23 protein-coding genes are annotated in these 23,445 nt (G+C 59.8%); 4 read left to right on the plus strand and 19 right to left on the minus strand.

From position 1 onward, the window contains the following. Positions 1–76: 76 nt before the first annotated feature. Positions 77–1,309 (minus strand): ABC transporter substrate-binding protein, encoded by a 1,233-nt coding sequence (locus tag FHP24_RS00905; protein ID WP_139671579.1) that lies wholly within the window; start codon positions 1,307–1,309, stop codon positions 77–79. 362 nt (positions 1,310–1,671) lie between these two features. Between FHP24_RS00905 and FHP24_RS00910 the strand changes: the two genes are divergently transcribed. After that, entirely contained in the window at positions 1,672–2,718 is a 1,047-nt protein-coding gene (locus FHP24_RS00910) for a LacI family transcriptional regulator (RefSeq protein WP_139671583.1), read from the plus strand. A gap of 61 nt (positions 2,719–2,779) precedes the next feature. Here FHP24_RS00910 and gndA read toward each other — a convergent pair whose 3' ends face one another. The 5 genes from gndA to ccoG all read right to left on the minus strand — a co-directional run bounded on the left by gndA (position 2,780) and on the right by ccoG (position 8,834). Beyond that, the gene (gene gndA / locus FHP24_RS00915) at positions 2,780–4,213 is read right to left on the minus strand and encodes an NADP-dependent phosphogluconate dehydrogenase (protein ID WP_139671586.1); all 1,434 of its coding nucleotides are present in this window, start codon (positions 4,211–4,213) and stop codon (positions 2,780–2,782) included. A 118-nt stretch (positions 4,214–4,331) separates the two neighbouring features. Continuing rightward, complete coding sequence (ccoS, locus tag FHP24_RS00920) at positions 4,332–4,484, minus strand: cbb3-type cytochrome oxidase assembly protein CcoS (protein WP_112455538.1); 153 nt, start codon at positions 4,482–4,484, stop codon at positions 4,332–4,334. Further along, a complete protein-coding gene (locus tag FHP24_RS00925; RefSeq protein WP_139671589.1) occupies positions 4,481–6,760 on the minus strand; it encodes a cation-translocating P-type ATPase in 2,280 nt (759 codons plus the stop codon). Before FHP24_RS00925 ends, ccoS begins: the two co-directional genes overlap by 4 nt. Beyond that, complete coding sequence (locus FHP24_RS00930; protein WP_139671592.1) at positions 6,757–7,251, minus strand: FixH family protein; 495 nt, start codon at positions 7,249–7,251, stop codon at positions 6,757–6,759. The genes FHP24_RS00925 and FHP24_RS00930 overlap by 4 nt, the downstream gene beginning before the upstream one ends. After that, complete coding sequence (gene ccoG, locus FHP24_RS00935) at positions 7,248–8,834, minus strand: cytochrome c oxidase accessory protein CcoG (RefSeq protein ID WP_139671595.1); 1,587 nt, start codon at positions 8,832–8,834, stop codon at positions 7,248–7,250. Before ccoG ends, FHP24_RS00930 begins: the two co-directional genes overlap by 4 nt. Positions 8,835–8,963: 129 nt before the next feature. Between ccoG and FHP24_RS00940 the strand changes: the two genes are divergently transcribed. Next, complete coding sequence (locus FHP24_RS00940) at positions 8,964–9,368, plus strand: SRPBCC family protein (RefSeq protein WP_139671598.1); 405 nt, start codon at positions 8,964–8,966, stop codon at positions 9,366–9,368. A gap of 94 nt (positions 9,369–9,462) precedes the next feature. Here the strand turns inward: FHP24_RS00940 and ccoP are convergent, their stop codons facing one another. The 4 genes from ccoP to ccoN are packed head-to-tail and all read right to left on the minus strand — an operon-like array spanning position 9,463 to position 12,858. Then, positions 9,463–10,326, minus strand: a complete 864-nt coding sequence (gene ccoP / locus FHP24_RS00945; protein WP_139671602.1) for a cytochrome-c oxidase, cbb3-type subunit III — start codon at positions 10,324–10,326, stop codon at positions 9,463–9,465. A gap of 1 nt (position 10,327) precedes the next feature. Then, entirely contained in the window at positions 10,328–10,480 is a 153-nt protein-coding gene (locus FHP24_RS00950) for a cbb3-type cytochrome c oxidase subunit 3 (RefSeq protein ID WP_139671605.1), read from the minus strand. A gap of 12 nt (positions 10,481–10,492) precedes the next feature. Continuing rightward, positions 10,493–11,224, minus strand: coding sequence for a cytochrome-c oxidase, cbb3-type subunit II (gene ccoO, locus FHP24_RS00955; protein WP_139671608.1), 732 nt, complete (start codon positions 11,222–11,224; stop codon positions 10,493–10,495). 11 nt (positions 11,225–11,235) lie between these two features. Further along, positions 11,236–12,858 (minus strand): cytochrome-c oxidase, cbb3-type subunit I, encoded by a 1,623-nt coding sequence (gene ccoN, locus FHP24_RS00960; protein WP_139671611.1) that lies wholly within the window; start codon positions 12,856–12,858, stop codon positions 11,236–11,238. Between the two features lie 207 nt (positions 12,859–13,065). Here ccoN and FHP24_RS00965 point away from each other — a divergent pair, with 207 nt between their 5' ends. Next, on the plus strand, positions 13,066–13,572 hold the full coding sequence (locus tag FHP24_RS00965; protein ID WP_246091558.1) for a hemerythrin domain-containing protein: 507 nt from the start codon (positions 13,066–13,068) through the stop codon (positions 13,570–13,572). Positions 13,573–13,585: 13 nt separating this feature from the next. Here the strand turns inward: FHP24_RS00965 and FHP24_RS00970 are convergent, their stop codons facing one another. From FHP24_RS00970 to hemN, 8 genes are all read right to left on the minus strand, one after another. Next, positions 13,586–14,296, minus strand: coding sequence for a PAS domain-containing protein (locus FHP24_RS00970; protein WP_139671614.1), 711 nt, complete (start codon positions 14,294–14,296; stop codon positions 13,586–13,588). A gap of 157 nt (positions 14,297–14,453) precedes the next feature. Continuing rightward, positions 14,454–15,389, minus strand: a complete 936-nt coding sequence (locus FHP24_RS00975; protein WP_139671617.1) for a lipid A biosynthesis lauroyl acyltransferase — start codon at positions 15,387–15,389, stop codon at positions 14,454–14,456. Between the two features lie 10 nt (positions 15,390–15,399). Continuing rightward, positions 15,400–16,428 carry a zinc-binding dehydrogenase gene (locus tag FHP24_RS00980; RefSeq protein ID WP_139671619.1) on the minus strand — a complete coding sequence of 343 codons (1,029 nt, stop codon included), beginning with the start codon at positions 16,426–16,428 and terminating at the stop codon, positions 15,400–15,402. A gap of 166 nt (positions 16,429–16,594) precedes the next feature. Beyond that, complete coding sequence (locus FHP24_RS00985) at positions 16,595–17,881, minus strand: beta-ketoacyl-ACP synthase (protein WP_139671622.1); 1,287 nt, start codon at positions 17,879–17,881, stop codon at positions 16,595–16,597. Between the two features lie 11 nt (positions 17,882–17,892). Continuing rightward, a complete protein-coding gene (locus tag FHP24_RS00990; protein ID WP_139671626.1) occupies positions 17,893–19,092 on the minus strand; it encodes a beta-ketoacyl-ACP synthase in 1,200 nt (399 codons plus the stop codon). A gap of 105 nt (positions 19,093–19,197) precedes the next feature. Continuing rightward, positions 19,198–19,671, minus strand: coding sequence for a 3-hydroxyacyl-ACP dehydratase FabZ family protein (locus tag FHP24_RS00995; RefSeq protein ID WP_139671629.1), 474 nt, complete (start codon positions 19,669–19,671; stop codon positions 19,198–19,200). A 6-nt stretch (positions 19,672–19,677) separates the two neighbouring features. Then, entirely contained in the window at positions 19,678–19,962 is a 285-nt protein-coding gene (locus FHP24_RS01000; protein ID WP_092662234.1) for an acyl carrier protein, read from the minus strand. Positions 19,963–20,078: 116 nt separating this feature from the next. Then, positions 20,079–21,428 (minus strand): oxygen-independent coproporphyrinogen III oxidase, encoded by a 1,350-nt coding sequence (gene hemN, locus FHP24_RS01005; protein WP_139671632.1) that lies wholly within the window; start codon positions 21,426–21,428, stop codon positions 20,079–20,081. A gap of 233 nt (positions 21,429–21,661) precedes the next feature. Here hemN and FHP24_RS01010 point away from each other — a divergent pair, with 233 nt between their 5' ends. Beyond that, complete coding sequence (locus tag FHP24_RS01010) at positions 21,662–22,387, plus strand: Crp/Fnr family transcriptional regulator (protein ID WP_139671636.1); 726 nt, start codon at positions 21,662–21,664, stop codon at positions 22,385–22,387. Between the two features lie 51 nt (positions 22,388–22,438). Here FHP24_RS01010 and FHP24_RS01015 read toward each other — a convergent pair whose 3' ends face one another. After that, positions 22,439–23,404, minus strand: coding sequence for a nucleoside hydrolase (locus tag FHP24_RS01015; protein ID WP_139671639.1), 966 nt, complete (start codon positions 23,402–23,404; stop codon positions 22,439–22,441). Positions 23,405–23,445: the final 41 nt, after the last annotated feature.

The raw sequence follows: 23,445 nt of genomic DNA on the forward strand, positions 1-23,445 counted from the left end.
GCAGCCTTTCCTTCCGGCCCCGCCCTCCTTGCGAAGGTGGGCGGGGCCAGCGCGGTTCAGGATCGTGATGGAGCTATCAGTCCGCCGAGCCGATGATGGAGGCGAAGCGCTGCTGGGCCTGTTCCGGCGTCATCGATTCCTTGGCGAAGAATTCGGACATCAGGTCCTCCTTCTGCTTCTGCGTATCGGCCGAAACGAGCTGGTCGGTGCTGATTGCCGTACCGCCCTTGGAGATGATCTCGATCCCCTTCTTCATGCAGTCGTTTGCGGCAGCAAGATCGACGTCACTGCGGATCGGAACCGAACCCTTCTTGAGGTTGAAAGCGACCTGGACCTTGGGATCGACAATCGTTTCAGCCAGCACTTCCTGCGCCTTGGATTTTGCCTCGTCCTTCAGAAGCGGGAAGTAGATGGCGTCGCCGCCGGTCGTCAGGGTCTGGTTCAGGCCAAGGCCTGGAAGGCAGCTATATTCCTTGCCGGCCGTCTGACCCGCCTGCTGGAATTCGCCCTGTGCCCAGTCGCCCATGATCTGGCCGCCGGCCTTGCCGGTGATGACCAGATTGGTGGCCTGGTTCCAGTCCTGCACGTTCGATCCCTTGGCAAGCTTGCGGGCGTCATCGGCCGCCGCGAAGATCTTTGCCATTTCGGGGCCTGCTGCAGTTTCTTCATCCTTGTCCTTGTAGACCTTGTTGTAGAGATCGGTGCCGCCCAGCGAGATCACCAGCGTGTCGAACAGGCCGTTGACCTGGAAGGCCGAGCCGCCGACGGCGAGCGGCTGAAGACCTGCTTCCCTCAGCTTGGGACCCGCAGCGACGAACTCGTTCCAGTCCTTCGGCACAGGCACGCCCGCTTTTTCAAAGGCGGCGTTAGACAGCCACAACCATTGCCAGGAATGGATATTGACCGGCGCGCAATAGATCTTGCCCTCAAAAGTGCAGCTGTCGAGCAGGCTGGTTGGCTTGATGATGTCCTTCCACTTGCCCTTTTCGGCGACGTCATTGAGATCGCGCATGAGGCCGGATTGAACCAGTTCCTCGGCCTGGCGGCCATGGTTGAACTGGGTGGCGCCCATCGGATCGCCGCCGGTAATGCGACTGATCATGATCGGGCGGGCGGTGCTGCCGGAACCCGCGATGGCACCATCGACCCATTTGTTGCCGGTCGCATCGAATGCGGTTGCCAGCTCCTTGACGGCCGCCGCCTCACCTCCCGATGTCCACCAATGCGTGACTTCCAATTCAGCGGCCATTGCTGCGCAAGGCAGTGCTGCAGTGGCGGCCAGAACGGCCGCAAATGCACGAATACGCATGAGTCTCCTCCCTCACTGAAACGTTGCAGTAAAAAGCTATGGCAATCGCCAAAGAGTAGCAACCCCGGATAGAGTAAATATTCTTGAGTAAAATGCAAAACACAATCATAAATGGAAAAAACTAAACACTGACGTGGATAAAAAGCCTTGTTATATCGAATTTTAGATCGATCCATGACGATTTCATTTCGCAATCGCACAAAAGTATGTGCGCCTGCGTTGTGTATCAACATAGTTGCATTTTTTCAAAATTATTATGGAAATGCGTGCGAAATTTACCTGTAACGTTTCAGTTTTTTGCCGTAAGAAGCTTTTTTAATATGAATGCACCCTAAAATTCGCTTTTCAGTGCGAGCGGCACAATGGACGACCACAGCAAACGATCTATCCCGGCTCCCATCGCCGGCGAACGCCCTACCCTGAAGACCATCGCCTATATGACGGGGCTCGGAATCACGACCGTTTCTCGTGCACTGAAGGATGCTCCGGATATCGGTTCGGAAACGAAGGAGCGCGTGCGGCTGGTAGCACGGCAGCTCGGTTACCAACCGAACCGGGCGGGTGTGCGACTGCGAACCGGCAAGACAAACGTGATCGCGCTCGTGCTGAGCATCGAGCAGGAGTTGATGGGCTTTACCAGCCAGATGGTACAGGGCATTTCGGAAGTACTGGGCGGCACCCAGTATCACCTCGTGGTGACGCCACATTCCTTCGAGAAAGATCCGATGGTGCCGGTTCGCTATATTCTCGATACCGGCTCTGCAGATGGCGTGATCATCTCGCGCATGGAACCAGACGACCCGCGCGTACGTCTGATGACGGAGCGTAATCTTCCTTTCGTCACCCATGGACGAACGGATATGGGAATCGCTCATCCGTTCCATGATTTTGACAATGAGGCCTATGTCTATCAGGCGGTGGAACGTCTTGTGCGGCGGGGACGTAGACGTATCGCGCTACTGGCGCCGCTCAGCCGGTTTTCCTATCAAATCCACAGCCGGATCGGCTTCGAACGCGGATTGACGGATTTTCAGGCGACCGAGGTTTCCATGGGGCGGATGACGACGGAAACACCGCTTGAAGAAATTCGCGCTTACGCCGAGCGTCTCTCCCGCCTTCCCGAGCCACCGGACGCGATTATCTCGCTCAGCGGATCCGCCTCGATCGCGCTGGTTGCCGGTACCGAAGCTGCGGGACGTCGATTGGGAAAAGAGATCGATATCGTCTCGAAACAATCGGCCGAATTCCTGAACTGGATCAGGCCGGAAATGCTCACCGTGACGGAAGATGTGCGCCATGCGGGTCAGGAACTGGCCAAGGCCGTGCTGGCCCGCATCGACGGCGTAGCGCCCGAATTGCTGCAGAGCATCGATGGCCCCGTCTGGTCGGAAATGGGACCGAAAGACTGACAGGTGATGCGAAAAAGCCCGGCACTTGGCCGGGCTTTTTTATCTCGTTCGTGAACTTCGATCAGGCGAAGTCGGCCAGACCGCTGCCCCAAGGGCCGTGATGCTTGTCGACGCCGTCGAGGCGGTCGAAGCCGTGGGCGCCGAAGAAATCGCGCTGGGCCTGGATCAGGTTGGCCGTGCCCCTGCCCCGACGGTAGGCGTCGAAATAAGAGAGAGCCGAAGTGAGCGCCGGAGCCGGAAGACCGTTCAGCGCCGCATAGGAGACGATACGGCGCAGCGCACCATCGGTTTCCTTGACGAGCTGCGAAAAGGCCGGCGTGACGATGAGGTTTGCCACGTTCGGGTCCTTGCTGAAGGCCGAGGTGATCTCATCGAGGAACTGCGAGCGAATGATGCAGCCGGCGCGCCAGATTTTCGCGATGGTCGGCATCGGCAGGTTCCAGCCGAATTCCTTGGAGGCTGCGGCCATGACCGCGAACCCTTGCGCATAAGCGCCGATCTTGGCGGCCAGCAATGCGAGTTCCAGATCGGCGAGGAAGGCCATGCCGTCCTTGGGACGTTCGACCAGAGCCGGTTTGCCGAGGATTTTTTCGGCGGCCTGGCGCTCTGACTTGAGCGAAGAGAGGACACGGCCGGCGACGGCGGCTTCGATCGCGGTCGCAGCGACGCCCATGTTCTGGGCCTCAATGACCGACCACTTGCCGGTGCCCTTCTGGCCGGCGCTGTCGACGATGACGTCGACCATCGGCTTTCCGGAGATCGGATCGTTGGCCTTCAGCACCTTTTCCGAGATTTCCATGAGATAGGAATCAAGGCGGCCTTCGTTCCAGCGACCAAAGACGCCGCCGATTTCGGCTGCGCTCATGCCGAGGCCATCGCGCAGGATGCCGTAGATTTCGGCGATCATCTGCATATCGGCATATTCGATGCCGTTATGGATGGTCTTGACGAAGTGTCCGGCGCCATTTTCGCCGAGCCAGTCGACGCAGGGTTCGCCGTTGAACTTGGCCGAGATCGAGGTCAGGACCTTCTCGACGCGCTTCCAGCTGTCTTCGGTGCCGCCGACCATGATCGAAGGGCCATGACGCGCACCTTCTTCACCGCCGGAAACGCCCATGCCGATAAAGGTCAGGTCGCTGCCTTCAAGGCTCTTGAAGCGGCGCATCGTATCGCGGAAGTTGGCATTGCCGGCGTCTATCATGATGTCGCCGGAAGACAGGTATGGCTTCAGGAGTTCCATCTGCTGATCGACCGGATCACCGGCCTTGATCATGATGATGATCGGCCGCGGCGGGCGGATTGCCTTGATGAAATCTTCCATCGTTTCGCACGGAATGATCTGGCCCTGAAGAGCGCCTGCATCCGCGTAGAATTTCTTGGTGACTTCAGTCGTGCGGTTGAAGACCGCGATCTTGTTGCCTTTTTCAGCAATATTGAGGGAAAGGTTGGCGCCCATGACGCCAAGACCGATTAGGCCGATTTCTGCCTGTTCCACGGGAGGAGCCTCCGATTGTGTTGCGCCTTCTTTTGGCACCGCAGCGACTGGGGGGCAAGGGACCGATTGTCTAAATCGGCCACATTGTGCATTTGTCTGACCCCATAATTCCAGCTCATCAGCCGGGGCGATCCTCACCATCGTCGATGATGCGCCAGGCGGCGCCATCGAGATCATCATACTGGCCGTTCTTCAGCGACCAGAGGAAGGCTGCAAGCCCCAGTCCACCGAGGAAGAGCGCGACCGGGATGAGATAGATGAGCATGTTCATGCCGCGCGCATCTCCTCTTTCGCGGACGGCACTGACGGCTCCGTCCGCGGCAGCAGGTCTTCGGTACGCACCCGGTTCAGCCGCAGCGCGTTGACGACGACGATGATCGACGAAGTCGACATAGCCACGGCCGCAATCAGTGGCGTAGCATAGCCGGCCAATGCAATCGGCACGGCGATGATGTTGTAACCGATGGCGAGTGCGAAATTCTGCCGGATCAGGTGGCCCGCACGGCACGAAATATCGATCGCCAGGGCAACGGAATTGAGGCTTTCGTGCATGAAGACGAAATCGGCTGCCTGACGGCCGATATCGGCGGCGGTGGCGGGCGCCATCGAGACATGCGCCGCGGCAAGCGCCGGTGCGTCGTTGATGCCATCGCCGACCATCAGCACCTTGCGGCCCTCATCGGCAAGCGAGGCGCAATAATCGGCCTTGCCCTTGGGCGAGATTTCCGCCTTCCAGCGGGCGAGGCTGAGCTGATCCGCCAAGGCCTTTACCGGCCCGATCCGGTCGCCCGATACGACGGCGACGGGCATGCCGTCGTGTTCGAGCGTGCGGATGGCCGCAGATGCATCCTGGCGCAGTGCATCCTCGAAACGAATGCAGGCGACTTCCTGGCCATCGCGCGACAGCATGACTTCGAGGTCGGTGTTTTCGCTGCCAGTCGTCTCGCCGCAAGCAAAACGACGGTTGCCGAGCCGGTAGAGACCCTCGGCGCGGCGTGCCTCAAGCCCGCTTCCGGGGATTTCGATCACGTCGTCGAACAGCGGGAAAGGGCCTGCGGCGACGGCGCAAATCGCGCGCGAGAGAGGATGGCGGGAATGGGCGGCAAGGCCGGCAGCGAGAGACAGGACGGGACCCGGGATATCACTGCCGTTGACGAGACGCGGGCGGCCGAGCGTCAGCGTTCCGGTTTTGTCGAAAACGACGCTGTCGGCCTGGGCGAGCCGCTCCATGGCCGAGCCGTCCTTGACCATTATGCCGTTCTTGAACAGGCGGCCGGCGGCCACGACCTGCACGACCGGCACGGCAAGGCCGAGCGCGCAGGGGCATGTGATGATCAGGACCGCGATGGCGATCAGCATGGCGCGCTTCCAGTCGCCGCCGGCAAGGCCCCAGGAGACGAAGGCGGTGAGTGCCAGAAGGTGGACGGCGGGCGAATAAAACTGCGCGGCGCGGTCTGCGAGCCGGCGATACCCGGCCTTGGCGCCTTCGGCCACTTCCATCAGGGTGATGACCTCAGCAAGGAAGGATTCCTTTGCGGTGGCGGTCACCTTGATGACGAGCGAGCCGGTGAGGCTCAGCGTGCCGGCATGCACGATGGCACCGGGAGCGACCGCCTGCGGCACGCTTTCGCCGTTGACGATCGAGACGTCGAGATCGCTTGCACCCCATTCCACTGTGCCATCGACGGGGATGCGCTCGCCGGCTGCGATGGCGACGCGGTCACCCGGTTTTACATCCTCGACAGGGCGATATTCGCGTGTTCCGTCGTCGGCCAAAACCATGGCACCGCGCGGTGACAGGCGTGCGAGGCCGCTGATCGCCGCCCTCGCCCGGTCGCGCATGATGTGGTCGAGCGTGCGGCCGATCAGCAGAAAGAACAGCAGCGAGACGGTCGCATCGAACCAGGCGTGTTCGCCGTGATGCATGGTTTCCCATAGCGAGACCGCATAGGAGAGCGTGATCGCCAATGCGATCGGCACGTCCATGTTGGTGCGGCCGCGTTTCAGCACGGCCCAGGCGGAGGCATAAAAGAAACGGCCGCCATAGATCAGCGCGGGCGCGGCGATGAAGGCCGAAATCCAGTGAAACATGTCTCGTGTGGCATCATCGGCGCCGGACCAGACGGAAACCGACAGAAGCATGATGTTGGCGGCGGCAAAACCGCAGAGGGCCACGGCACGCACGAGATCGCGCTGCAGCTTGTCGCCGTCATCCAGCGAGGCATCGAACAGATAGGCGTCGTAACCGGTAGCCGCTGTGATCGAGCCGACGAAATCGGCCGGATCGACAGCCGGCTCATCGGGTTTCTGGTGCCAGACGATCGAGACGCGTTTGGTCGAGAGGTTGACGCGGGCCTTCTCCACCGAGGGCATGGCTTTCAGCGCGTTCTCGATCGAGACGATGCAGGCGCCGCAATGGACGCCCGGCACGCTCAGATCCACCTGCCGCCTGCCCTCGCCGAGTTCACGGCTTGCCAGCAGCATTTCTTCCGAAGACGGTGCGGATCTGACGATCTCGCCTTCCGATCCGGGTGCACAGCAGCTCATTTTTTTGCTCCATGCACGGAGACACGCTCCGCATGATGCAGGATGCGCTCGCCGCCGCGTTCGGCTATCGCTTCGACGATCCAGTGTCCCGGCAGGATCTGGCGGGAGGCGGCGAAGACGCCCTGCCCTTCGGCCACCATTTCGATGCTGAAATCCTGATGTTCGCCGACCGGGCGCTTGAAGTTCAGGACGAGGCGATCTGTCGCGACCGGCTGGCCATCTGCGCCGAGAACTTCGTAACGGACACCGTCTGCTGTAACTGCGAGCCTGCCGTTGACGCCGGTTGCGGCAAGCGCTCGCGCCTGGGCGACCTTGCCGTTGAACTGCTGACTGGCGACATAGGTATTGGGGACGACAAGCCCGCTCCAGCTGGTAATGGCGTTATAGGCCATGAAGACATTGACCGAGATGATCGTGCCGAAGAAGAGCACCATCACGCCCGCCATGTGCCAGCCCGTGAAAACGAAGCTCTTTTGCGATGCTGTGCTCATCTTTTGCCTCCTGGTACGAAGAAATTAGCCGAATAACTGTTGTGCTCATTGCTGGAGCGGTCTTCGGCAATGAAATGGAAGGATGTTTCGGTTTTTGCCTGATCCCGTGGCAACGTGACGTAGACCTTCAGAGCCATTGCCTTGTCCGGCGGCACTTCGATGGCAAATGTCCGTCCCGGCACGTCGGTCATGCCGATGATCTTCATCGTCGCGTCCGGCACGCCGTCGAGCGACAGCATGATCGTGCGCGGTTCGGGGATCATGTTGAGTAGACGGACCGTATAACCGTTGCGGATCGAACCATCCGATTCCATGACGAATTGCGGGTTGCGGTCATGGAGCACGTTGATCTCCAGCCGGTCGCGGGACATCAGTGCCACGACGAGACCGATGCCGACCGCCGTCCAGACGCCCATGTAGAGCAGCGTGCGTGGCCGGAGCAAAATCTTCCAGTCGAAATGGCGGATACCTTCGACGAAACCACCATCCGGCTTGCGGGTGCGGGTGGGATCGATCGGCTGCGTGCTACCGGCCGTCGCCAGTGCCATGTTGGTGTCGTATTCGTCGAGCGTGGCATAAGCGATCAGGCCGCGCTCCTTGCCGATCTTGTCCATCACGCCATCGCAGGCGTCGATACAGAGTGCGCAGGTAATGCAGGCCATCTGCTGGCCGTCGCGAATATCGATGCCCATGGGACAGACCGCGACGCAGGCGTTGCAATCGACGCAATCGCCGACGATCTGCCCGCTGGCAGCCGCCTTCTTGGCGTGGCGGCTGCGCGGTTCGCCGCGCCAGTCATTATAGGTCACGACCAGCGAATGCTCATCGAGCATGGCGCCCTGGATACGCGGCCAGGGACACATGTAGATGCAGACTTGTTCGCGCATCAGCCCGCCGAGCAGATAGGTCGTGGCGGTCAGGATGGCGACGGTGGAATAGGCGACAAACGCGGCCTGACCGGTGATGAAATCGAAGGCGAGCGACGGCGCATCGGCGAAATAGAAAATCCAGGCGCCGCCGGTTGCGATCGCAATGGCGATCCATATGGCATGCTTGGCGACCCGCTTCGAGATCTTGTCAACCGTCCACGGGCCGGCATCAAGCTTCATCCGTGCGTTGCGGTCGCCTTCGATGAAACGCTCGACGACCAGGAACAGATCGACCCAGACCGTCTGGGGACAGGCATATCCGCACCAGGCGCGACCAACGGCCGAGGTCAGCAGGAAGAGGCCGAAGCCGGCCATGACCAGAAGGCCCGCGACGAAGATGAATTCCTGCGGCCAGATCTCGATGAAAAAGAAATAGAAACGCCGGCTGGCGAGATCTACAAGCACAGCCTGATCGGGCGCGTAAGGACCACGGTCCCAGCGTATCCACGGCGTGAGATAATAGATACCGAGCGTGACAAGCATCACCAGCCATTTAAACTGGCGGAATCGTCCCTCGGCCCGCTTGGGAAAAATCTTCTTGCGCTTTTCGTACAGCGGCTGGCGTTTTTCGCCGGGCGAATGAACCGCCTTGACATCAATCCGTTCGACAGATGCATCGCTTGAGGCAACGCTTTCGGCGGTATAGAGATTCATCGGAACATTCCTTCGTCCCATGCCTTTTCCCACCGCGCGGCCCTATATTCCTTGACGCAAGTCAAGCCACGCGGCATTCGCAGACTGGTTCGCGCTTCCGCCCATGCCGGCGACAGAACGGAGATCACCATGACCCCAATGCCTGCGCGCATCATTCATCTGACGATCGACAGGCCCTGGCGTGACGTCTATACATTTGCTGCCCAGCCGGAAAACATGCCCCGCTGGGCTGCGGGCCTCGCCTCCGGCTTGAGCCGCGAAGGCGAGGACTGGATTGGCGACGGCGGCTCGATCGGCAAAATCCGGGTACGGTTTGCACCCGAGAACGATTTCGGCGTCATGGATCACACAGTCACGCTTCAGACCGGTATCAGCGTCGAAAACGCCCTGCGGGTCGTACCGAATGGTGACGGTGCGGAAATCATGTTCACCCTGCTCAGACAGGCGGGAACGGACGACCAGGCTTTCGAGACGGATGCCGAGGCGATCCTTAAAGACCTCAGCACCCTGAAGGCTATTCTCGAAAAGTCGTAGCCACCCACGCGCGCGCCGTCTTGAAAGAAGATTGATGGCCGGGATCCGAGGATCCCGGCCCCGAGAGAGTTTCCGACCTGAACGGCCTGAAACTCTACTCCCCGCCCCCCAGGGAATGGACATAGACAGCGAGCTGCTTGACGGTGACATCACCAAGACGAGTGGTCCAGGCTGGCATGACGCCATGCTTCGGTGCGCGAATCTGGCCTGCGATCTGCTCTTCGCCATGCACTTTCAACCAGATAGCGTCAGCAAGGTTCGGGGCGCCAAGATCACGATTACCCTCGGCATTTTCGCCATGACAGGATGCGCAATTATCAAGGAAAACCTGCTTTCCCGGCTCGACCATCGAAGGATCCCGTGGGTTCCCCGTCAGGCTGACGACATAGGCTGCGGCCTGACGGATTTCTTCGGGCTGAAGCACATCGGCGAAAGCCGTCATTTCTCCGATACGGGTATCAGGATCGACGGCATCGCGAATGCCATGCGCGACCGTCTGGTAGATCGCATCCACGCTGCCGCCCCAGAGCCAGTCGTCGTCGTTCAGGTTCGGGTAACCTTCTCCACCGGCTGCGCCGGTGCCGTGACAGGGCGTGCAGTTGACGCGGAAAGCCGCTGCACCACCCGCCGTGGCGAACTGGTTGAGTTCCGGATTGGCGATGATTTCCTCCGGCGTTGCGGCCGCAAGCTTTTCGAGGATCGCACCTTGAGCCGTTTTCGCGGCCGCCAGTTCGGTCACAAGTTCGCCACGGCTGGAATAGCCAAGAACACCGCGGGTTGCATCATTCACCAGCGGCCATGCCGGATAAAGGATCGTGTATCCGAGAGCCCATACGATGGTGGCGTAAAACGTCCATACCCACCAACGGGGCATGGGGTTGTTCAGTTCGCGGATGCCATCCCACTCGTGACCGGTGGTTTCGACGCCGCTGATCTCATCGATGTGTTTGTCCGCCATCTTAGTCCTCCTTCAGAGGGATCTGGGCGGCCTCGTTTGCATGAGACTTCGAGCCCGGGCGCAGGGTGAACAGAATGACGCCGGCAAAGAAAAGGGCCATGGCAAGCAGCCCCCAGCTATCGGCGAATTGGCGGAGTGCGGTATAGGTTTCCATATCGCGCCCTCCTCAGCGGTAACCGGTTGTGTCGTCATAGGTCGAGAAATCGACCAGCGTGCCGAGCATCTGGAGATAGGCGACCAGCGCGTCCATTTCGGTCAATTTGGCCGGGTTGCCGTCGAAATCGCCGACCTTTGCCTTCGGATAGCGGGCCAGCAAAGCGCTGGTATCGGCATTGGGATCCGCCTGTGCCTTCAGATCGGCATTCGCCTCGGCAATCATCTCGTCGCTATAGGGAACGCCGACGGTGCGATTTGCCTTGAGGTCCATAGAGATGTCGGTGATTTCCAGCGGCGTTTCCTTCAGGAAGGAATAGCTCGGCATGACCGATTCCGGCACGACATCACGCGGCTCGACAAGGTGCTGAACGTGCCATTCGTTGGAATAACGATCGCCGACGCGGGCCAGATCAGGCCCGGTCCGCTTCGAACCCCACTGGAACGGATGGTCGTACATCGATTCCGCCGCAAGGCTGTAATGACCGTAACGTTCCACTTCGTCGCGGAACGGGCGGATCATCTGGCTGTGACAGACATAACAGCCCTCGCGGATGTAGATGTTGCGCCCGGCAAGTTCCAGCGGCGAATAGGGCCGCATCCCGTCGACTTTCTCGATGGTGTTTTCGAGATAGAAGAGCGGTGCGATTTCCACGATGCCGCCGATCGAGACGACGAGCAGCGAACCGACCAGAAGAAGCGTGGCATTTCGCTCGATGAATTTGTGTTTATCGAGAAGAGACATGTGTCAGCTCCTTATTCGGCCGGCTGCAGACCGGCAGGGGCGACACCGGGAGTGCGTTCCTGCCGTTCGTGACCGAGAATTGTCATTGTGACGTTGAATGCCATGATCAGTGCACCTGCCAGGAACATCAGACCGCCAAGGGCGCGCAGCAGGTAATAGGGGAACATGGCTGCGACCGATTCCGCGAAGGAATAGACGAGGAAGCCCTGGTCATCGTATTCGCGCCACATCAGGCCCTGCTGGATACCGGCAACCCACATGACGGCGGCGTAGAGAACAATGCCGAGCGTGGCGAGCCAGAAGTGCCAGTTGACCAGTTGGATGCTGTAGAGCCGGTTGCGATTCCACAGTTTCGGCACGAGGAAGTAGATCGCGCCGAAGGTGATCATGCCGTTCCAGCCGAGTGCGCCTGAGTGAACGTGGCCGATGGTCCAGTCGGTATAGTGGCTGAGCGAGTTGACGGCTTTTACCGACATCATCGGGCCTTCGAAGGTCGCCATGCCGTAGAAGGCGACGGCCATGACCATCATGCGGACGATCGGGTCGGTGCGGATGCGATCCCAGGCACCGGAAAGCGTCATCAGGCCGTTGATCATGCCGCCCCAGGAGGGCATCCAGAGCATGATCGAGAAGACCATGCCGAGCGTCTGGGCCCAATCGGGCAGCGCCGTGTAATGCAGGTGGTGCGGACCGGCCCAGATATACATGAAGATCAGCGCCCAAAAGTGGATGATCGACAGGCGATAGGAATAGACCGGGCGGTTCACCTGCTTCGGGATGAAATAATACATCATGCCGAGGAAGCCCGCGGTGAGGAAGAAGCCAACCGCGTTGTGGCCGTACCACCACTGCGTCAGCGCGTCCTGCACACCTGAGAAGGCCGAGTAGCTCTTGACCCCGAGGAAGGAGACCGGCATCGCCAGATTGTTGACGATGTGCAGCATCGCGATGGTGACGATGAAGGCCAGATAGAACCAGTTCGCCACATAGATATGCGGCTCCTTGCGCATAAGAATCGTGCCGAGGAAAACCACGAGATAAGCGACCCAGACGATGGTCAGCCAGATGTCGACATACCATTCCGGCTCGGCATATTCCTTGCCCTGGGTGATACCGAGCAGATAGCCGGTTGCCGCCATGACGATGAAAAGCTGATAGCCCCAAAACACGAACCAACCGAGATTGCCGCCGAACAGGCGGGCCCGACAGGTGCGCTGGACGACATAAAACGATGTGGCGATAAGGGCGTTGCCACCGAAGGCGAAGATGACCGCCGAGGTGTGCAGCGGCCGCGTGCGACCGAAATTGAGCCATGGCTCGATGTTAAGATCGGGAAAAGCCAGCTGAAGGGCGACGACCAGGCCGACCAGAAAGCCGACGACGCCCCAGAAAACGGTGGCGATCGTGCCGTATTTAATGACTTCGTCGAAATATTCCGACTTAACCGGAACGGACCGCGGTGCGCCGGCCGGTGCGAAAGAGACGCGGCGCAGCATGACGATGCTGCTGATGCCGAGTACCAGGAAAAGCACCCACATATGGGCGGAGAACAGGCTATCATGCGCATAGGCCGCGCCAAGCAGCGCCAGGAATGTCCCGATTACCAGCGCTGCAGTTTCCAAAGGGTAGTTCATTGTTGGTATCCCCCAACGGCGTGATTGGCCGTCGCGAGGGTGGCGAAACATCGATTCCCATCGAATCCCCCTGCCACTTTCCGTCGCGACCACCGCGACAGATGGCAGCAGCCAACGCCAAACGCCTTGATTTGAATCAACGCAAATAAGCCGGCCATGATGGAACGTCGGATGATCAACGGCCAATGCAGGTTTCGGAGGTCAGACTTGAGACACGATATCGATCTGACGAATGCAATTCTGTCCGCTCAACCCGTCCGGCACTCCAGTCAGGACGTCATGATGTCGTGGATACGGCACGCGCATGAGGAACAGCTCGCGCTCTGCGGCGCGTTGGAAGAGATCGCCGATTCGCTGCCGGCGAGCGTCAATCGGCAGAAGTGCATTTATGCCGCCAAGGCGCTCTGTCCGCTGATCCGCAGCATGCACCAATATGAAGAGAACGTGCTTTTCCCTTATCTGAGCCAGCGGCATGCGAATGCCGGACCGATGCTTGCGACGCTTTCCCGGCTGAAATTCGAACATTTCGAAGATGAAGGTTATGCGGAAGAGTTGACGGAAGCGCTTCTGCGCCTCGGGTCGGGCGAGCCCGTCAACGACGAGGCGGTGGGTTATATGCTGCGCGGTTTCTTCGAGGGTGTCAGGCGTCACATCGCTTTCGAAAAGGCACATCTGCTGCACGACTATCTGCCGTTCAGCCCGATATCGGAATAGACGCGGCACTCAATCAGTCGCCCCGGCGCCGACGGCGATCTTCCTTTTCCTGCATCACCACCAGCGCTCCGATCAATGTTCCCGACCGGCTTATCGGCGACATGCGGCAGTGAATGACGACCGTACGGCCCTCGATCTTGTCGGCATAGGTGAAAGTCAGGCTTTCGCCGGAAAAACAACGATCGAGACAAGGCTGCAGGTCATGGCGGAAATGGTGCAGGCCGACAAACTCGGCGAAATGACGCCCGATGAGGGTATCGCGCGGCATATCCATCCGCTGCGCATTGGTGTCGTTGCTGTAAAAGATGCGGTAGCCAGGTGCGACGACCACGACCCGTTCCGGCAATTTATTGAGCAAAGCATCGTCGAGATAGCCGTCGGCGATCGCTTGGGCGACATCGACCGGCTGCGAAGTATCTTCGGCGGCTTCCGATTTAGATGGCAGTGACTGGCCGGTCACCAGATAACGCTCGACCAGCATTTGCAGCAGATGGCCGTTACGCCTTACGCAGCCGCCATCATCGGCTTCCTCGTTCAGGAGATCGAGCGCGAAACGGAACTGCACGCCGATCGCCGACTGATCGCGCCCCTGGCTACCAAGTATAGCCTTGACGAGCGGATCGATTTCCCGGTCGATCCGAGAAACAGCATCGTCGTCTTCTTTTTCGACTGCCTGGCGAAGGTCGGAATATTTCGCCCAGAACAGATCAATCAATGCTTTCAAAATCGACCCCTCTCAAAACAACGCGAGAAGTGGTGCCTTCTACCTGATGCGAGCCTAGCCTGCATAAGATATGATTATAATTAATCAATTCGTCTAGTGCGGCCCCCATTTATGGCTCACAACTTACCATAGAGTCACAGATTACCAAGGAGACGGGTCAACGCTCGACCGTTTTCTTGATGTTCCAACGGTCGTGGTACCAGAGCCATTGCTCGGGATACTCGCGAACCCAGCTTTCAACCTTGTCGTTGAGAACCTGCGCGGTGCCCTGGACATCGAGATTGCCCTTCTCATCGCGCGGCAGATCGATCTTCGACTCGATTTCCAATCGGAACCTGTTGTCGGGCAAACGGATGCAGCGGGCCGGATAAACCTCGGCATCGAATTGCCGGACCAGCTTGGCCAGCAACGGGTTCGTCTTCACGGGGCGGCCGAAAAAGGAGGTCCACAGGCCCTTCTTGAACTTCTGATCGACGAGAACCCCAACCCCGCCACCGGCCTCTAGCCGACGCGCAAGCGCGAAGGACGAGCCTGCATGCGAAGGAACTAGCTGCCCCATGCGGGCGGCGCGGAAGGAAAACACTTTATCGGCGATGTATGGATTGTTGGGCGGCCGGAAGAGAACCATGACTTCAAGGCCGAAGGCCTTGCCGGCGACCGGCAGCAGTTCGAAATTGCCGGTATGCGCCGTGAAGACGATGAACGGCCGCGGATTGTCGCGCAGGTCGAGGAAGATCGGGATCCCCGAAACTTCCACCCTGCCAGACGTCTTCTGCTCCGGATCGAAATCGAACAGACGATCCAGAAAGACGTATTCAGCGGCCATGCGGCCCATATGTCCCCAGCTGGCGACAGCGATATCCTCAAGCTCTTTCTCAGATTCTTCCGGGAAGGCATTGCGGAGATTGGTCATCATCAGCTTGTGGCGCCACAGCTTCGGGCCGACGAAGCGGGCAACGCGATCGATATAGCGAATGGCCGGATCGGCCGGCAGGATCTTCAGGAGATTTAGCAGACCGAAGGTCGCCTGCGCCACTGACCATTGCTGGAAGTTGCGAAGCGTCAGGACGATGCGGGTGATGACCATCTTCATGGGGATGGCCTCAGTCCATCCTCAGGACGATCTTGCCGAAGATCTGGCGGGTTTCCATGCGCTCCAGCGCCTTGTCGATCTCGTCGAAAGTGACTTCGGTATCGATGACCGGATGAACTATGCCGCGCGCCATCTTCTGCATGGCATCGGCCATGTTCTCCATACGGCAGCCGAAGGAGCCGAGGAGCTTCAACTGTTGCTGGAAGAGCATCATCAGGTTGAGGTCGGTCGAAACGCCGGAGGTCGAGCCGCAGGTGACGAGGCGGCCGCCGCGCTTCAGGCAGAACATCGAGGCAGCGAACGTGTCCTTGCCGACATGTTCGAAAACGACATCGACACCCTTCTTCTTGGTCAGCTTGCGCACGACACCCTCGAAGCGGTCCTTGCGGTAGTTGATGACGTGATCGGCGCCGAGCGCCTTGGCCTTCTCGATCTTGTCGTCGGAGCCGACGGTGGTGATGACGGTGCAGCCAGTCTTCTTGGCGAGCTGGATGGCCGCCGAACCGATGCCGGAACCCCCGGCATGGACGAGGATCGTTTCACCCGGCTGCAGCTTGGCATTGTCGAACAGCATGTGCTCGACCGTGCCGAAGGTGACCGGAGCAAGCGCTGCCGCGACGGCATCAACGCCCGGAGGGGCCGGAACGAGGAGACGCGCCGGGAGATTGGTCTTTTCCTGCGCAAAACCATCGAGATGGAAGCCGTGAACACCGGAGACGTTTTCGCAGAGATTGTCACGCTTCTCACGGCAAGGCTTGCACAGGCCACAGGTACGGGCGCCGTAGATCGATACGAGCTGGCCGGGAAGGACATTGGAGACGCCGGAGCCGATGGCCTCGACGACGCCGGAGGCTTCTGCGCCTATCGTCAGCGGCATCTTGCGCTTGGCGAATGCCATGCCGCGCCAGCCCCAGACGTCAATGTGGTTGAGCGCCACGGCCTTGACGCGCAACGTCACTTCACCCGGACCCGGTGCTTCCGGCTCGGGGATATCGACGGCTTCGAGCTTGCGGTCATCGATCAGTTGCAGCGCGCGCATGTTCTTCTTTTCCTTCCGGATGCATCAGGCAGGCATGGCGCGGCCATACACCACGCGTCATGCTCGGGCTTGTCCCGAGCATCTACCGACTTTCATTCTTATTCTCGACGTCAGCAGATCCTCGGCACGGGGCCGAGGAAGACGTCCTTTAGCTGTGGCGCAGGCCTTAGACCGGTTCCAGCGTCATGACAAGGCTGGCGTTCTGGCCGCCGAAGCCGAAGGAATTGGACAGGACTGCCTTTGGCGCTCCATCCCGCTTCACATTCGGCACCACATCGAGCTCGATCGTCGGATCGGGATTGGTGTGGTTGATGGTCGGCGGCAAGGTGCCGGTCAACATGGTCTGGATCGAGAACACCGCCTCGACTGCACCCGCTGCCGTCAGCGTGTGACCGATCATCGACTTGTTCGACGAGGCCGGAATGTTCTTCAGGCGATCACCGAAAACGGCGAGCATGGAGCCATATTCCATCTTGTCGTTTTCAGGCGTCGATGTGCCGTGGGCATTGATGTAGCCGATACCGGCTTCGTCCATGCCGGCATCTTCCAGCGCTGCGCGAATGGTGGCAATCGCCGGGCCGCCATCCGGCGAAGACCGGGTGCGGTGGAAATGATCTGCCTTTTCGCCCAGCCCCTTGATGATGCCGAGAACCGTTGCACCACGGGCAAGTGCGGATTCGACCGATTCGAGCACGAGTGTGGCCGCACCTTCGGCGATGACGAAACCGTCGCGATCCTTGCTGAAAGGTTTTGATGCCTTTTCCGGCGGGTCGTTCTGGGTGGAGAGAGCAGAAAGCAGCGAGAAGCGTACCAGTGCCTCGACGCTCACGGAACCATCGGTCGCGGCCACGAGAGCCCGGTTGGTGCGACCCTGACGGATTGCCTCGACGCCGAGCTGGATCGCGGTCGCGCCGGAAGCACAGGCCGTCGACAACGTTACCGGCAGGCCACGCGTGCCGAACATGTCGGAAAGGCGCTCGGAGATTGAGCCAAACTGGACGGCTTCGAGGAAGACCGGATCGGGCCGTTCACGCATGGCTGTCAGGAAGCGCTCGTAGGCATCGCCTTCGACCCTAGACGGCGGTGAACGATCCGCGAGCGCGAAACGGTCGTGCCATTCGGGCTCGACCGGAGGTGCTGCAAGAAATAGCGGGCCATCGAAATCGCCGGAAAGCCCTGCCTGGGCCAGTGCTTCCTTGGTCGTTTCGCGGGCAAAGGCGAAGGAGCGTTCGACCGAATTGTTTGCCGGGACGGCAATAAAATCCACTGTGCCGCTGATGCGGGTCGACAGGCCATCGGTCGGGAATCGGGTGATCTTGTGGATACCGGACGTGCCGGAGGTCAGTGCCGCCCAGTTGTCGGAAAGCCCCTGGCCAAGCGATGTGATGACGCCCATGCCCGTGACCGCCACGAGAGGACGGCCGAGATGATCCGTGAAGCGATTGTCACTCATCTTCAACTCCTTCAGGCGTTGGCCGAGAGGACGGCAACGCCCTCGCCGCGTATGTAACCGACCGTGGTCACCACCGCATGTTTCGCGGGCTTGGTCATCGGCTTTTCGTGTTCGGCGTCGAAAGCGGGAACAAGCGCCGCACCGTCGAGCGAAAGGGCCGCGAGCGCCAGACCCAGCGGGAACTGAGCTTCCATCGCATGCCCTGTCGCACCGCCGAAACCACGGATCGCCGCGCCGTCGAATTCCTTTTCCAGCACCGCCTTTTCGCGTGCAGCCAGATCGACAAGGCCGCTGGCGCCGGAGAACACGACCGTGTCGTCGCCCTTAAGGCCGGAGGCCGGAGCGGAGAGACGCGACAGGCGCTTTTCGAGCCTGCCTTCGTCACGGTTGCCACGATCGCCTTCGACAGCGTCAACGACAGCGTAGATATGGGCACCGCGGGCTTCGGCACGGGCACGGGATTCGAGAACGAGGAATGCCCCGACCGAACCGGTGATCATGCCGCCGCCATTATCCGGCGAGCGCGACCATAGCGGCTGCCAGTCGCCCGTCGCATGGGCACGGATGCCTTCGACGAGGAGCAGGATGTCAGCGCGCTCGGCAATGAAGGCACCACCGACGAGGCTGTGGCTGGACTGGCCGGCCTTGATGCGGTGATAGGCAGTCTCGACGGCAGAGATACCGGCCGCTTCCTCGCCCATGAAGGTGCGCGACGAGCCGGTGACCTTGTGGACGATCGAGATATTGCCCGCCATCAGGTTTGACAGCTGTGCGAGAAAGAGCGTCGGCCGAAGTTCGGTGGTCAGCTTCTCGTTCAGGAGAATGTCGCGGTCGTTGCGCTTCAGCGCTTCATCGACGATCAGCGAATCGACCTTGATGTCGCGCTCGCCGCCGCCTGCAGCAACGATCATATCCATCGAGGCGCAAGCTTCCGCATCTTGCTTGAGACCAGCGTCATCGAGCGCAAGACCGGCCGAAAAAACGCCGAGGCGCTGCCAGTTTTCCATCTGCCGCTGGTCACGCTTGACGATCTGTGCAGACCAGTCGATTTCCGGCAGCGGATGAACGGGATAGGGCGCGAAACGCTCGGTCTCAACCTTCGGCGCGCCGGCGGCCGACTGCGACAGGAGCGCGACATGCGCTTCCTTGCCGACGCCCTGCCCCGTCACGATGCCGATACCGGTGATCACAACATCATTGTCAGACTTCATCTTTGTCCTCTTTGCGGACTTCACCCGCGACGCGGGCTTCAGGCGGTAATATTCTAATCGCATGTCGTGGTCGCAAAACCGACGGACATGTTTGCGCGACCTGGTTCAGCCGCGGAGTTTCATCGCAGCGACCAGACCGACCTCTTCCGCGCGCTTGCGCACGATGGGCGCCAGCGGGATTTCGGAAAACGGCATGGTGCGCAGCTTCAGCTGTGCATCACAGACCTTCTTGCCGCCAGACGTTATCTTCGCCTTGGTGACGGCATAACCCGAGCCTTCGTGTTCCAGAAACGCCTCGATGTCGAGCACGGCTTCCGGCTCGACGAACGCGCGCATCTTGGCGCCATCGACGGACATCAGGAACGGCATGGCGGCAAAATCGGTCACGGCAAGAACCAGCATGCCGGACGCCTGCGCCATCGTTTCAATAAGAAGGACACCCGGCACGAGAGGCATGCCGGGGAAATGGCCCTCGAAGACCGGGCTTGTCGCCGGCACAATCGAACGCGCCTTCAATGTCTTTCCGTCGAGATCGAGCGTTTCCACCCGATCTATCATCTGGAAATATTCAAGCAGCATGGCAGATCAGCCTTTGGCTGCCTTCAGCTCGTCAATCTTGGCGCAGAGGTTTTTCAGGACGAAATACTCTTCCGTCGAAACCTTGCCCTCGTTGACTTCCTGGGTCCACTGCTCGAGCGGAATCTTGATGCCGAATTCCTTGTCGATCGCGAACACGATGTCGAGGAAATCGAGGCTGTCGATGCCCAGATCGTCGATCGTGTGGCTTTCCGGGGTGATGGTTTCCCGGTCGATTTCGCTGGTTTCAGCAATGATGTCAGCAACTTTGTCGAATGTAGCAGTCACGCCCATGTCCTCTGAGAATAGGTAATTCAGAGCCCCACATAGGGAAAATGGTTCCAAATGCCAATGGCTTCGTTTTTCCCGCAGTCAATTTGCACCGAAACTGTTGCCGAAACAGCGACCGCCTAGACCGCAATCGAGTGCCTTCCCGCACCGGTTTCGAGGTATCTATCGAAGACTGCGGCGATCGTTCGGGCAAAAGGCCTGCCTTCCGGCGTGATGGTGAAGGAGGTATTACCGACCCGGCAGATATCATCCGGGTTCTGCCTGGCAAATGCGCGGGCCTCGGTGATCAGGTCATGTGCGCCCGCCGGAAACCGTGCCAGCAAAGGCATGAAATCGAAGCCGAAATCGCACATCAGCCGCTCGATGACATAAGCGCGCATGCGATCGTCTTCCGACAGTTCTATCCCCCTCACCGCAGCGAGTCCGTCCCCCTCCACCATCCGCTGATATTCGCCGGTCGCCGGCATGTTCTGCACGTAACCGTTGGGAAGCTGGCTGATCGACGAGGCGCCGAGCCCGATCAGCGCATCGGCACTATCGGTCGTATACCCTTGGAAATTGCGCCGCAGCCTCCCGGCGCGCGCAGCAATGGCCATCGAATCGGTCGGCTTGGCAAAATGATCTATGCCGATCTGCTCGTAACCGGCGTCCAGCAGCATGCGGGAGGCGAATGTGCTCTGATGGAAACGCTCAGTTACGTCAGGCAAAGCCGTTTCGGGAATCATCGTCTGGTGCTTCTTCATCCACGGAACATGGGCATATCCGAAAAGCGCGATACGATCGGGCGAGAGCGAGAGAATATCCGAAACCGTGCGCCCGACACCTTCCAGCGTCTGATAAGGCAGGCCGTAGAGAACGTCGCAATTGACTGATCCGACGCCACGCGCCCTCACGGCATCGACGACCGATTTCGTCTGCTCGAAGGTCTGGATGCGGTTGATCGCCTTCTGCACCGTCGGGTCGAAATCCTGAACGCCGAGGCTTGCCCGCGTCAGACCGATTGCGGCAAGCGCATCGTAGCGCGGCTCATCCAGGTCGTTCGGGTCCATCTCGACGCTGATTTCGGCATCGTCCGCAATATCGAACGATGCCTTCAGACAGTCCATCAGATCGACCATGTCCTCCGGCTTCAGCATCGTCGGGGAGCCGCCGCCGAAATGGATGGCCGTGACCCTTGCGCCTTTGCCGATACGTTTGCCGACGGCTTCGATCTCCCGGCGCAACGCGACGAGATAAGTGGTGATCGGCTCGTAGCGCAGAATCTGCTTCGTGTGGCAGGCACAGAACCAACAGAGCCGGTCGCAATAGGGGATGTGCAAATAGAGTGAAAGGCTGTTTCCAGCCCCAAGTTCGGACAGCCACTGCGAATAGATGTCGCAATTTACACCAGTGTGAAAATGCGGCGCAGTCGGATAGCTAGTGTAACGCGGCACCGAGCCTGAATATTTCGCAAGCAATCTTTCACTCATGGCGCACCTTTTCTCATGTGCTTCAAGAGCTACCTGCGGAATATTTTAGCGACTTTGACTTGAATCAAGCATGAGAACGTCAAGTGAACCAAGTTCGGACCATTAATCGCCGCCTGCAGCGCCGCGCGTCACTTCTGGCGCACCGATAACGCTGTTGCTTTTGGGCAGTGCATCCAGATGCCGAAAATCAATTCCGATTTTCGCACCGGGTGCGCCGGTGTGGGGGAATGGGAATGGATGCGCAGCTGAAAATCTTGGACATTCACGAAGTGCCGTTGGTTTGTCGTGGCTGCGACGCGCGCCATAACGGCGTCTGTTCCACCCTCACTCCGCATCAACTGACCGAACTGAACAAGCATTCCCAGCGCAAGGCAGTAGAAGCCGGCACCGAGCTTATCGGTCAGGGCCAGCAGGTTCATTCCTATTCGAATATCCTGAAGGGCGTCGTGAAGCTATCAAAGATCATGGCGGATGGTCGCCAGCAGATCGTCGGCCTGCAATTTGCCCCCGATTTCATGGGACGCCCATTCCACGGCGAGAGCCTGATGGCCGCTGAAGCCGCTACCGACACAGAGCTATGCGTGCTGCCGCGCAAGATCCTCGAGCGGATGATCTCCGAATCGTCGGAACTCGGCAGCCGTCTGCATAATCAGGCGCTGACAGAGCTGGACGAGGCGCGCGACTGGATGCTGACGCTCGGGCGCAAATCCGCACGCGAGAAGGTCGCCAGCCTGCTGGTGCTGGTGGCCGCCCATGCCGATCCCGACCGTCTGGGCGACTGCGCATTCGAGCTGCCGCTATCGCGCGCCGACATTGCCGATTTTCTCGGCCTGACTATTGAAACCGTCAGCCGGCAGATGACCAAGCTGCGCAAGGATGGCCTCATTCACATCGAGAACAACCGGCAGGTCTACGTGCCGGATCTCGACAAGCTGGCCGTAACCGCGGGCGGCGACTGATCGCCCCCGCTGGTCGTTTCCTGACCGCCCGCGCCACGACTGCACCGATCGTTAAGGCGCGCGTCCTTCCACGAGAACGGCACGGATGGCTTCAAGGACCGCTTCCGGCTGGATACCGTTGCAGACGATCTGGCTCGGCACGCCATCCCAGGCGCTGCCGATGTATTTGCGACCATGGTCGGGAGCCTGAATGGTCTTTCCGTCCGCAAGGCCGCCACAGACGACCCGGACCGGACCGGTCGTGACCTCGAAGAGATGCGGCTCGGTGAGATAGACGCAGGCGCAGCTGTCGTGCAGTGCCATGCCGTCGAGACCGACGCGCTGGCGATAGAAATCGATGTAATATTGCGAAAGATCCGACAGGAGCTTGAGTTCGGCGGGTCCGGCCTCGACCATTTTTGCCAGATAATCCGCCGACATGGTGGTCTTCAGGGTCACGTCGAGGCCGATGATCGTGACCTTCCAGGGCGCCGTGAAGACGACATCCGCGGCTTCCGGATCGCCATGGATATTGGCCTCTGCCGCCGGCGTCACATTGCCGTTGACGTCGAAGGCGCCGCCCATAATCACCACTTCCTTGACCAGCGCGGCAATTTCCGGATCGGCTTTCAGCGCCAGCGCCAGATTGGTCATGCGGCCGACAGCGACGAGCGTCACATTGCCCGGATCGGCTTTCACGGTGTCGATGATGAACTGTGCAGCCGAGCGCTCGTCCAAAGGATGGTCGATATCCAGCGGCACGCCGATATTGCCGAGCCCGTCCTCGCCATGGACGACCGGGGCGAAATGCGCGGCATCACGGCCATCGTCGTAAGCCTTGCCTGCGCCTTTGGCGATCGGCGCCTCGATTTTCCATTTCTGATGAAGGAACTGTGCGTTTCGGGTGGTGATCTCGATCGGCGCATTGCCGAATACGGTCGTGACGCCAATCAGATCGATGCCCGGATGTCGGTGGAGATAAAGGAGTGCCATGGCATCGTCTACGCCAGGATCGGTGTCGAATATCACTTTGAGCATGCGGGCTTATCCAGTCTTAATATCGAATGCGAGGCCGCGCA

Source organism: Aliirhizobium smilacinae, from assembly GCF_006335145.1.
Taxonomy (GTDB): Bacteria; Pseudomonadota; Alphaproteobacteria; order Rhizobiales; family Rhizobiaceae; genus Neorhizobium; species Neorhizobium smilacinae.

Excerpts from the sequence above, each read along its gene's own strand:
- FHP24_RS00940 (WP_139671598.1), top strand. The coding sequence starts at position 8,964 with ATGACCCCAATGCCTGCGCGCATCATTCATCTGACGATCGACAGGCCC.
- FHP24_RS00980 (WP_139671619.1), bottom strand. The coding sequence starts at position 16,428 with ATGCGCGCGCTGCAACTGATCGATGACCGCAAGCTCGAAGCCGTCGAT.
- FHP24_RS00990 (WP_139671626.1), bottom strand. The coding sequence starts at position 19,092 with ATGAAGTCTGACAATGATGTTGTGATCACCGGTATCGGCATCGTGACG.
- FHP24_RS01000 (WP_092662234.1), bottom strand. The coding sequence starts at position 19,962 with ATGGGCGTGACTGCTACATTCGACAAAGTTGCTGACATCATTGCTGAA.
- FHP24_RS01010 (WP_139671636.1), top strand. The coding sequence starts at position 21,662 with ATGGATGCGCAGCTGAAAATCTTGGACATTCACGAAGTGCCGTTGGTT.
- FHP24_RS00910 (WP_139671583.1), top strand. The coding sequence starts at position 1,672 with ATGGACGACCACAGCAAACGATCTATCCCGGCTCCCATCGCCGGCGAA.
- ccoS (WP_112455538.1), bottom strand. The coding sequence starts at position 4,484 with ATGAACATGCTCATCTATCTCATCCCGGTCGCGCTCTTCCTCGGTGGA.
- FHP24_RS00905 (WP_139671579.1), bottom strand. The coding sequence starts at position 1,309 with ATGCGTATTCGTGCATTTGCGGCCGTTCTGGCCGCCACTGCAGCACTG.
- FHP24_RS00930 (WP_139671592.1), bottom strand. The coding sequence starts at position 7,251 with ATGAGCACAGCATCGCAAAAGAGCTTCGTTTTCACGGGCTGGCACATG.
- ccoO (WP_139671608.1), bottom strand. The coding sequence starts at position 11,224 with ATGTCTCTTCTCGATAAACACAAATTCATCGAGCGAAATGCCACGCTT.
- ccoG (WP_139671595.1), bottom strand. The coding sequence starts at position 8,834 with ATGAATCTCTATACCGCCGAAAGCGTTGCCTCAAGCGATGCATCTGTC.
- hemN (WP_139671632.1), bottom strand. The coding sequence starts at position 21,428 with ATGAGTGAAAGATTGCTTGCGAAATATTCAGGCTCGGTGCCGCGTTAC.
- ccoN (WP_139671611.1), bottom strand. The coding sequence starts at position 12,858 with ATGAACTACCCTTTGGAAACTGCAGCGCTGGTAATCGGGACATTCCTG.
- FHP24_RS00975 (WP_139671617.1), bottom strand. The coding sequence starts at position 15,389 with ATGAAGATGGTCATCACCCGCATCGTCCTGACGCTTCGCAACTTCCAG.
- FHP24_RS00925 (WP_139671589.1), bottom strand. The coding sequence starts at position 6,760 with ATGAGCTGCTGTGCACCCGGATCGGAAGGCGAGATCGTCAGATCCGCA.
- FHP24_RS00995 (WP_139671629.1), bottom strand. The coding sequence starts at position 19,671 with ATGCTGCTTGAATATTTCCAGATGATAGATCGGGTGGAAACGCTCGAT.
- FHP24_RS01015 (WP_139671639.1), bottom strand. The coding sequence starts at position 23,404 with ATGCTCAAAGTGATATTCGACACCGATCCTGGCGTAGACGATGCCATG.
- FHP24_RS00985 (WP_139671622.1), bottom strand. The coding sequence starts at position 17,881 with ATGAGTGACAATCGCTTCACGGATCATCTCGGCCGTCCTCTCGTGGCG.
- ccoP (WP_139671602.1), bottom strand. The coding sequence starts at position 10,326 with ATGGCGGACAAACACATCGATGAGATCAGCGGCGTCGAAACCACCGGT.
- FHP24_RS00950 (WP_139671605.1), bottom strand. The coding sequence starts at position 10,480 with ATGGAAACCTATACCGCACTCCGCCAATTCGCCGATAGCTGGGGGCTG.